This is a genomic window from Telluria sp. ZB4P34 (assembly GCF_059686055.1).
This window is the reverse complement of record NZ_JCASIF010000032.1, coordinates 1-8994: the sequence shown is the minus strand read 5'-3', so window position 1 is coordinate 8994 and position 8994 is coordinate 1. Positions and strand designations below refer to the sequence as shown.

The 8994-nt window shown below is 65.4% G+C and carries 9 protein-coding genes; 8 read left to right on the top strand and 1 reads right to left on the bottom strand.

Annotation, left to right across the window (positions count from 1 at the left end; translation table 11 throughout):
- Positions 1 to 113: 113 nt before the first annotated feature.
- On the bottom strand, positions 114 to 2093 hold the full coding sequence (locus AC56KL_RS23105; protein ID WP_497182523.1) for a monovalent cation:proton antiporter family protein: 1980 nt from the start codon (positions 2091 to 2093) through the stop codon (positions 114 to 116).
- A gap of 97 nt (positions 2094 to 2190) precedes the next feature.
- On the opposite strand from AC56KL_RS23105, the gene AC56KL_RS23100 reads away from it, so the two are divergent.
- The 8 genes from AC56KL_RS23100 to AC56KL_RS23065 all read left to right on the top strand — a co-directional run bounded on the left by AC56KL_RS23100 (position 2191) and on the right by AC56KL_RS23065 (position 8865).
- Positions 2191 to 3213 (top strand): KpsF/GutQ family sugar-phosphate isomerase, encoded by a 1023-nt coding sequence (locus AC56KL_RS23100; protein WP_497182522.1) that lies wholly within the window; start codon positions 2191 to 2193, stop codon positions 3211 to 3213.
- The gene (locus tag AC56KL_RS23095; RefSeq protein WP_497182521.1) at positions 3213 to 3755 is read left to right on the top strand and encodes a KdsC family phosphatase; all 543 of its coding nucleotides are present in this window, start codon (positions 3213 to 3215) and stop codon (positions 3753 to 3755) included. The genes AC56KL_RS23100 and AC56KL_RS23095 overlap by 1 nt, the downstream gene beginning before the upstream one ends.
- Before the next feature lie 25 nt (positions 3756 to 3780).
- Positions 3781 to 4380: an LPS export ABC transporter periplasmic protein LptC gene (lptC, locus tag AC56KL_RS23090; RefSeq protein ID WP_497182520.1), complete on the top strand. Its 600-nt coding sequence runs from the start codon at positions 3781 to 3783 to the stop codon at positions 4378 to 4380.
- Positions 4381 to 4409: 29 nt separating this feature from the next.
- Positions 4410 to 4976, top strand: coding sequence for a lipopolysaccharide transport periplasmic protein LptA (gene lptA / locus AC56KL_RS23085; RefSeq protein WP_497182519.1), 567 nt, complete (start codon positions 4410 to 4412; stop codon positions 4974 to 4976).
- Positions 4973 to 5755, top strand: coding sequence for an LPS export ABC transporter ATP-binding protein (gene lptB / locus AC56KL_RS23080; protein ID WP_497182518.1), 783 nt, complete (start codon positions 4973 to 4975; stop codon positions 5753 to 5755). Before lptA ends, lptB begins: the two co-directional genes overlap by 4 nt.
- Complete coding sequence (locus AC56KL_RS23075; protein ID WP_497182517.1) at positions 5755 to 7218, top strand: RNA polymerase factor sigma-54; 1464 nt, start codon at positions 5755 to 5757, stop codon at positions 7216 to 7218. The genes lptB and AC56KL_RS23075 overlap by 1 nt, the downstream gene beginning before the upstream one ends.
- Before the next feature lie 58 nt (positions 7219 to 7276).
- On the top strand, positions 7277 to 7630 hold the full coding sequence (gene hpf / locus AC56KL_RS23070; RefSeq protein WP_497182516.1) for a ribosome hibernation-promoting factor, HPF/YfiA family: 354 nt from the start codon (positions 7277 to 7279) through the stop codon (positions 7628 to 7630).
- 149 nt (positions 7631 to 7779) lie between these two features.
- Entirely contained in the window at positions 7780 to 8865 is a 1086-nt protein-coding gene (locus AC56KL_RS23065) for an enoyl-CoA hydratase/isomerase family protein (protein ID WP_497182515.1), read from the top strand.
- Positions 8866 to 8994: the final 129 nt, after the last annotated feature.

Sequence of the window (8994 nt, the reverse complement as noted above, 5' to 3'; positions counted from 1 at the left end):
CGCATCAAACTTAAACTAAAAGGCCAAAGCCCTGTACAGTACAGGACCCAGGCCATGGGCGCTTAACGACTTAACGTCCAACAATTTGGGGTCAGTTCACAGAGCCGACCACCCTACAGCAGTCGGCTTTCGGCGCTGCCGACCGCTTCTCCCTCTCCCCGCAGCACCAGCACGTCTCCCGCCAGCAGGATCGTCTCCGGGTCGAAGTCCAGGCTTTGCCCGTTGCGCCGCAGCGTCGTCACTTCGGCCCCGGTTTCCTCCAGCGCCAGCTCCGCGATCCGCTTGCCGATCCCGGCGGCGCCGCTGTGCAGGGTCACCGAGTGCAGGCGCACATACGTGTGCTCCAGGTCGTCCGACACGTCGCTCGCGCCGTGGAAGTAGCCGCGCAGCGAGGCGTAGCGTTCGTCGCGCGCCAGCTGCACGCGGTGCACCACGCGGCGCAGCGGCACGCCCATCGTCACCAGCGCGTGCGAGGCCAGCATGAGCGAGCTCTCCAGCGCTTCCGGCACCACCTCGGTGGCGCCGGCGCGCTTCAGCAGGTCGAGGTCGCTGTCGTCGTGGCTGCGCACGATCACGGCCAGGTTCGGCGCCAGCTCGTGCACCAGGTGCAGCACCTTCAGCGCCAGGCGCGTGTCGGCGAAGGTGATCACCAGGGCGCTGGCGCGGTGGATGCCGGCCGCGATCAGGCTCTCGCGGCGCGCCGCGTCGCCGTAGGACACGGTGGCGCCGGCCGCCTGCGCTTCCTGCACCCGTTCCGGGTCCAGGTCGAGCGCGTACCAGGGCAGTTTCTCCTCGCTGAGCAGGGTCGCCAGGCTTTGGCCGCTGCGCCCGAAGCCGGCGATGATCACGTGCTTCTGGGTCTTCATGGTGCGGCTGGCGATCTGCGTGAGCTGCAGCGACTGCATCATCCACTCGTTCGACGCCAGCTTCATCACGACCCGGTCCATGTTCTCGATCATGAAGGGCGCGAGCAACATCGACAGCACCATCGAGGCCAGCACCAGCTGCAGCAGGAAGGGGTCGACCAGCTTCGAACCCATGGCCAGGTTCAGCAGCACGAAGCCGAACTCGCCTGCCTGGGCCAGCGCCAGGCCGGTGCGCATCGCCACGCCATCGCTGGAGCCGAAGGCTTTCGCCAGGGCCGCGATGATCGCGAACTTGAGCATCACCGGGAAGATCACCAGCGCCAGCACCATCCACCAGTGCTCCAGCACCAGCTGCAGGTTGAGCAGCATGCCCACCGTGATGAAGAACAGGCCGAGCAGCACGTCGCGGAAGGGCTTGATGTCTTCTTCCACCTGGTGCTTGTACTGGGTTTCCGAGATCAGCATGCCGGCCACGAAAGCGCCCAGCGCCAGCGACAGGCCGGCCTGCTCGGTGATCCAGGCCAGGCCCAGCGTCACCAGGAGCAGGTTCAGCATGAACAGTTCCTGCGAGCGGCGCTTGGCGACCACGGTGAACCACTTGCGCATCAAGGACTGGCCGAACTTCAGGAGCAGGGCCAGCACGAAAGCCGCCTTGAGCGCGGCCCAGCCGAGCGTGACCACCAGCTCTTCGGCCGGCCGGGCCAGCGACGGAATCAAGATCAGCAGCGGCACCACGGCCAGGTCCTGGAACAGCAGGATGCCGATGATGCGGCGCCCGTGTTCGCTTTCCAGCTCGAGGCGCTCGGTGAGCATCTTGACGACGATGGCGGTGGAGGACATCGCCAGCGCCCCGCCCAGGGCAAAGGCGGCCTGCCAGCTCACGTGCAGGCTGGGCGACCACCAGGAAATGAACAGCCCGAAAGCCATTGCCGCCACAATCGTCAGGACGACTTGCGCCAGCCCCAGGCCGAACACGATGCGCCGCATCGATTTGAGCTGGGCCAGGGAGAATTCGAGCCCGATGGAAAACATCAGGAAGACGATGCCGAATTCCGCCAGCGTATGGGTGGCGGGACTGTCGTCGGCAAGCGCCAGCGCATGGGGGCCGATCAATACGCCGACGGCCAGATAGCCGAGCATCGGCGGCAAGTGAAGCATCCGGAAGGCGACCACGCCGAGCACGGCGGAGCCCAGCAGGAGCAGGGTCAGTTCAAGTCCGGAATGCATCGTCCCCAGTGTGTGTTGTTGTCGTTCTTATACGATTTGTCGCTCTTTGTTACGACTGGCAAGTTTTTTGCTTACCCAATTCGTTTATACTGCCGACATGAGTGTAACCCATGAAAAAATAATGCTGAAAAGTTTCGACGAGGGCCAGGCCAGGCGCGTGCTCGAGCTGGGCCGCGAGACCCTGGCCATCGAAGCCGACGCGATTCAAGCCCTCCATGCCAGGCTGGGCGACGACGACAATTTCGTGCGCGCCGTGGCGCTGCTGTATGGCTGCACCGGGCGCGTGGTGGTCTCGGGCATGGGCAAGTCCGGCCACATCGCCCGCAAGATCGCCGCCACCCTGGCCTCCACCGGCACCCCGGCCATGTTCGTGCACCCGGGCGAAGCCGCGCACGGCGACCTCGGCATGGTGACGACGCACGACGTCTTCATCGCCATTTCGAATTCGGGCGAATCGTCCGAATTGCTGGAAATCCTGCCCGCCATCAAGCGCATGGGCACCCCAGTCATGTCGATGACCGGCAAGCCGCAGTCGCGCCTGGCCAGGCTGTCCGAGATCCACCTCGACATCTCGGTGGCCAAGGAAGCCTGTACCCTGAACCTGGCCCCGACCACCAGCACCACCGTCACGCTCGCGATGGGCGACGCGCTGGCCGTGGCGCTGCTCGACGCGCGCGGTTTTCGCGAGGAAGACTTTGCCATGTCGCACCCGGGCGGCGCCCTCGGCCGGCGCCTGCTGACCCACGTGCGCGACGTCATGCGCAGCGGCGAGGCGGTACCCGCAGTGGGCCTGGACACGCCGCTCACGCGCGCGCTGCTCGAGATCAGCCAGAAGGGCATGGGCATGACCGCCGTGGTCGACGACGAACGCCGCCCGGTCGGCGTGTTCACCGACGGCGACCTGCGCCGCCTGATCGAGCGCGTGCAGGACTTCTCCAACATCAGCATCCGCGACGTGATGCACGCGAACCCGCGCCGCATCCACCCGGAACAGCTGGCGGTCGATGCTGTCGCCGTCATGGAAGAATTCCGCATCAACCAGATGCTGGTCGTCGATGCGGACGACCGCCTGGTGGGCGCGCTGCACATCCACGACCTGACCCGCGCCAAGGTGATTTGATGAGTGTCCTGATCACTGGGCTCGAACACATGCAGCGCGCAGCGCGCGTGAAAGTAATGATCTTCGACGTCGACGGCATCCTCACCGACGGCAGCCTCACCTACGGCCCGGACGGCGAAGTCACCAAGACCTTCAACGTGCTGGACGGCCTCGGCATCCAGCTGCTGAACAAGACCGGCGTGAAGACCGCCATCATCAGCGCGCGCCAGTCGCCGATCGTGGTCAAGCGCGCCGCCGATCTCGGCATCCCGCACGTCTACCAGGGCATCCACGACAAGCGCATCGGCTTCGCGGAGCTGCTCGCCGCCACCGGCGTGGGAGCGGACGAATGCGGCTACATCGGCGACGACGTGATCGACCTGCCGCTGCTCACCCGCGTGGGCTTCGCCGTCACCGTGCCTTCGGGCCACCCGGAAGTGCAGTACCGCGCGCACTACGTCACCAGGAATGCGGGCGGACGCGGCGCCGTCCGCGAAGTCTGCGACCTGGTGATGCGCGCGCAGGGCACCTACGAAGCGGCGCTGGCGCCGTATTTCGCCTGAGCGCCCACACGAAACACACAGGCATATGGTCAACTACAAGCGCACCGCCCACCGCTGGAAGCTGCTGGCGATCATGATGATCGCGACCTTCTGCGCCTTCGGCAGCTTCTGGCTGCTGCAGGTGATTGAACGCGAGGATGGCGATGCCCGCCTCGGCGGCTCCATGACCGAACCGGACTACATCGTCGAGAACTTCTCCTTCGTGCGCATGACGGAAGAGGGCAAGCCGAGCTACGTGGTGTCGGGCAAGCGCCTGGCGCACACGCCGGAGGGCGACGTGTCCCAGGTCGAGCAGCCGGTGATGCAGAGCATGACGCCGGGCCGTCCGCGCATGACCATCGTCGCCAGGAGCGCCCGGGTCTTCCACGAGGAGCACCGCGTCGAACTGCTCGGCAACGTCGACATCCAGCGTCCGGCCACGCCCACCACCGAGGCGCTGCGCGTGCAGACCCAGGCCCTCACCGTGCTGCCCGACGAAGAGATCCTCAAGACCGAGCGGCCGATCCAGATGCAGCTGGGCGCCGCCACCGTGACCGGCACCGGCATGGTCGCCAACAACGCGACCCAGAAGCTGCACCTCGCCAGCCGCGGCCAGATCGTCTATCCGCCACGACAGCGCCAGTAAGGGCGCCGCGTCAACCCAGGACAAGCAACATGAAAAAACTCATCGCAGCCGCCTGCCTCACCCTGGCCGCCTTCGGCGCCTCGGCGGAGCGCGCCGATTCGCTCAAGCAGGCCGTGATCAACTTCGATACGCTCGACGTGGACGAAGTCACCCAGACCCGCATCGCCACCGGCAACGTCGTCGTCACCCGCGGCACGTTGGTGCTCAAGGCCGACCGCGCCCTGGTGAAGGAATCGCCGGAAGGCTATATGACGGTGACCCTCACCGCCAGCAACGGCAAGCTGGCGACCTTCCGCCAGAAGCGCGACGGCGGCCCCGACCTGTGGGTGGAGGGCCAGGCCCAGAAAATCGAATACGACGAGCGCGCCGAGCTGGTCAAGCTGTTCACCAATGCCGAAGTGCGCGAACTGGAGAACGGCCGCATGACCAACGAGATCAAGGGGCCATTCGTCTCCTACGACAACCGCCGCGAAGTGGCGCAGGTGCGCAACGACGCCAGCGGCACCAGCAAGGTGGGCGGCGGGCGCGGCACCCTGATCATCGCGCCGCGCAGGCCTTCAACTGCGACGGCGCCAGCCGAGGGCGCAAAGCAATGACGGCATCGATGACGGCGGCGCAGGCCACGGCGCGCGAAGGCTGCAGCACCCTGCTGGTCAAGGGCCTGCAGAAGAGCTACGGCAAGCGCCTGGTGGTGCGCGACGTCTCGTTGCAGGTCGAGTGCGGCGAAGTGGTCGGCCTGCTCGGCCCCAATGGCGCCGGCAAGACCACCTCGTTCTACATGATCGTGGGCCTGGTGCCGTCCGATGCCGGCACCATCGACATCAACGGCACCGACATCTCCAGCCTGCCGATCCACCGGCGCGCGGTGCTGGGCCTGTCCTACTTGCCGCAGGAAGCCTCGGTGTTCCGGAAGCTGACGGTGGAGGAGAACATCCGCGCGGTGCTGGAACTGCAGCGGGTGGACGGCAAGCCGCTGGGCAAGGACCAGATCAACGAGCGCCTCGACACCCTGCTGGCCGAACTGCAGATCGAGAAGCTGCGCGAGAACCCGGCGCTGTCGCTGTCGGGCGGCGAGCGGCGCCGGGTGGAGATCGCGCGCGCGCTGGCGACCAACCCGCGCTTCGTCCTGCTGGACGAACCCTTCGCGGGCGTGGACCCGATCGCGGTGATCGAGATCCAGCGCATCGTGCGCTTCCTGAAGGAGCGCAACATCGGCGTCCTGATCACCGACCACAACGTGCGCGAGACGCTCGGCATCTGCGACCGCGCCTACATCATCAACCAGGGCGCGGTGCTGGCCTCGGGCCGCCCCGACGACATCATCGCCGACGAATCCGTCCGGCGCGTCTACCTCGGCGAACACTTCAGGATGTAATGAAACAATCCCTGCAGCTCCGCACCTCGCAGCATCTCGCGCTCACGCCGCAACTGCAGCAGTCGATCCGCCTGCTGCAGCTGTCCACGCTCGAACTGCAGGCCGAGATCGAGCAGATCCTGCATGACAACCCGCTGCTCGAACGGCTCGACGATCCGCTCGACCGCTCGGTGCGCCTGCTGGCCGACGGCGCGATCAACAACGCGCCCGCCAATGGCGAAGCGCCGCAGCCGGGCCAGCAGGAGGAGCAGGCCAAGCCCGAGGCCGAAGGCCACGAGGAGGGCCTTGAGGCCGAACGCGGCGAGTCCGAAGGGGACTGGGGCAGCGAGGGCGGCGGACGCGGCGACGGCGACGAGGACGGCCGTCCGCAGCTGGAAGCCGACTCCATCACGCTGCGCGAGCACCTGGCGGAGCAGATCCGCCTGAGCGCCTGCAGCGCGCGCGACCGCGCACTGGCCGAACTCGTGATCGATGCGCTCGACGACAACGGCTACCTGGACGAGCCGCTGGACGAGATCCATGCGCGCCTGCCGCAGGAACTCGAGATCGGGATGGACGAGCTGCGCTGCGCGCTGGCGCTGGTGCAGAGCCTGGACCCGGTCGGCGTCGGTGCGCGCAGCGCGGCCGAATGCCTGGCGCTGCAGATCCGCCGCATGCCGGGCGTGCCCCTGGTGACGCGGCGCCTCGCCCTGAAGATCGTCGAGGGTTACCTGACCTGGTTCGCGCAGCGCGAATACACCAAGCTCAAAAAGGCGCTCGACTGCGACGACGAGGACCTGCGCGAAGTGCAGGCCGTGGTCCGCCAGTGCAATCCGCATCCCGGCGCGGCTTTTGGCGCGGGCGTGTCGGATTTCGTGGTGCCGGACGTGATCGTGCGCCGCTCCAAGAACGGCTGGCAGGTAGCACTGAACCCGGAAGTGATGCCGAAGCTGCGCGTGAACTCCCTGTACGCCAACCTGCTCAAGGGCGGAAAGAGCGAAAGCCAGATGGGCGCGCAGCTGCAGGAAGCGAAGTGGCTGATCAAGAACATGCGCCAGCGTTTCGATACGATCCTGCGTGTCGCCGAGGCAATCGTCGAGCGTCAGCGCAACTTTTTCAGCCACGGCGCCGTCGCCATGCGCCCTCTTGTTTTACGCGAGATAGCTGATACACTAGGCCTACACGAGAGCACGATTTCTCGTGTCACAACGCAGAAATACATGCTGACCCCGCACGGCATGTTCGAGCTGAAGTACTTCTTCGGAAGCCATGTCGCCACCGAAGCGGGGGGAGAAGCCTCCTCGACGGCGATCCGCGCTCTCATAGCGCAATTGACAGGAGCAGAAGACCCTAGGAATCCTCTATCCGACAGCAAGATCGCGGAGATGCTCGGGGAACAAGGTATGGTCATTGCGCGCCGGACGGTTGCCAAGTACCGCGAAGCGCTCAAGATTCCGCCCGTCAGCCTCCGCAAATCCCTGTAAAGCTACTGCCCACTCTCACCTTGTGGCGCGGGCAGGGCACCTTCCCAAAGGAGTGTGTATGAACCTCACCATCAGCGGCCACCATCTCGAAGTCACCCCCGCCATCCGTGAATACGTTCAGAATAAGCTCGAGCGCATCACCCGCCATTTCGACCATGTGATCGACACCCACGTGTTCCTCGCCATCGATAACCTCACTGAAAAAGAGAAACGGCAGAAAGCCGAAATCAATTTGCAGGTATCCGGCAAGATTTTGCATGTCGCCAGTGCGGCGCAAGACCTCTATGCGGCGATCGACACGCTCATGGACCGGCTGGACAGGCAGGTTCTAAAACACAAATCCATGCTGCAAGACCATAACCACGTGGCGCACAAGCGCCTTCCGGACATCGGAGAAGCTGAAGCCGCGTAACGCAGTTCCTGCGAACGGGCTGTAGCACAACAGCAAGGGCGTCTGAGGGGGCGCCCTTTTTGCGTTTGTAAGGCCTGTTATTTTTCTCCGCTTCCGGATTTGTACAAATGTTCTGTAGAATGCATGTCTTTTCGATCACAGACATTGCCATGACCGAATACGTCCTGACCCGCGTCGCCAACCGCACCGGCGTCATTACGCTCGACCGGCCGAAAGCCCTGAACTCCCTCTCGCTCGACATGGTGCGCGACCTGACTGCCATCCTGCTGCAATGGAAAGAGGATGCCGGGGTCGATGCTGTAGTCATCACGAGCACCAGCGAGAAGGCCCTGTGCGCGGGCGGCGATATCCGCTTCTTCCACGAGATGGGCCAGGTGGGCCCGACTGGCGGCAGCGCGCTGCTGGAAGACTTCTTTACCGAAGAATACGCGCTCAACCACCTGATCCACTTTTATCCGAAGCCCTATATTGCCGTGATGGACGGCGTGGTGATGGGCGGCGGCATGGGCATCGCCCAGGGCGGCCCGGACTGCGGCCTGCGCATCGTGACCGAGCGCACGAAGATGGCGATGCCCGAGGTGAACATCGGCCTGTTCCCGGACGTGGGCGGCAGCCATTTCCTGTCGCACGCGCCGGGCCAGCTGGGCCAGTACCTGGGCCTGACCGGGCTCACCATCGGCGCCGCCGACGCGCTGTACGTGGGACTGGCGGACGTGTTCGTGCCGGGCGCCGAGCTGGGCGGCCTGATGGCGCTGGTGGCATCGACGCCGGGGCGCGGCTTGCCGGGCGCAATCCGCAGCTACGCGGCGCAGTTTGCCGGCCAGGTGGGCGCCAGCGAACTGCAGGCGCAGCGCGGCGTGATCGACGCGCACTTCGGTGCGGCCTCGGTGGACGCGATCATGGCCTCGCTGGCGCGCGACGAGAATCCGTTCGCGCAGAAAGCGCTCAAGGCGATGCGCCAGCGTTCACCCCTGATGATGTGCGTGACACGCGAGCTGCTGCAGCGCGGCGCGTCGCTGGATGTGGCGGACTGCCTGCGCATGGAACGCAACCTGGTGCGCCGCAATTTCGAGCACGGCGAAGTGCTGGAAGGCGTGCGCGCGCTGGTGATCGACAAGGACAACCAGCCGAAGTGGAATCCGCCGACGCTGGAAGAGGTGACGCCGGAGATGGTGGCGCGGTTCTTCGAGCCGGTGTGGCCGGCGTATGCGCATCCGCTGCGGCATCTCACGTAGGGTGGTCGGCTCGTGAACTGACCCCAGAAAGTTGGACACTAACTTTCTGGGGTTTTATGGGGAAGTACACACCTGCCTTCAAGCTGATTGTCGTGCAACGGTATCTTGAAGGCTCGATGGGTTACCGCA

Bases quoted from the DNA above. Each gene is read 5' to 3' on its own strand.
- AC56KL_RS23105 (WP_497182523.1), bottom strand. From the start codon at position 2,093: ATGCATTCCGGACTTGAACTGACCCTGCTCCTGCTGGGCTCCGCCGTG.
- AC56KL_RS23100 (WP_497182522.1), top strand. From the start codon at position 2,191: ATGAGTGTAACCCATGAAAAAATAATGCTGAAAAGTTTCGACGAGGGC.
- AC56KL_RS23095 (WP_497182521.1), top strand. From the start codon at position 3,213: ATGAGTGTCCTGATCACTGGGCTCGAACACATGCAGCGCGCAGCGCGC.
- lptC (WP_497182520.1), top strand. From the start codon at position 3,781: ATGGTCAACTACAAGCGCACCGCCCACCGCTGGAAGCTGCTGGCGATC.
- lptA (WP_497182519.1), top strand. From the start codon at position 4,410: ATGAAAAAACTCATCGCAGCCGCCTGCCTCACCCTGGCCGCCTTCGGC.
- lptB (WP_497182518.1), top strand. From the start codon at position 4,973: ATGACGGCATCGATGACGGCGGCGCAGGCCACGGCGCGCGAAGGCTGC.
- AC56KL_RS23075 (WP_497182517.1), top strand. From the start codon at position 5,755: ATGAAACAATCCCTGCAGCTCCGCACCTCGCAGCATCTCGCGCTCACG.
- hpf (WP_497182516.1), top strand. From the start codon at position 7,277: ATGAACCTCACCATCAGCGGCCACCATCTCGAAGTCACCCCCGCCATC.
- AC56KL_RS23065 (WP_497182515.1), top strand. From the start codon at position 7,780: ATGACCGAATACGTCCTGACCCGCGTCGCCAACCGCACCGGCGTCATT.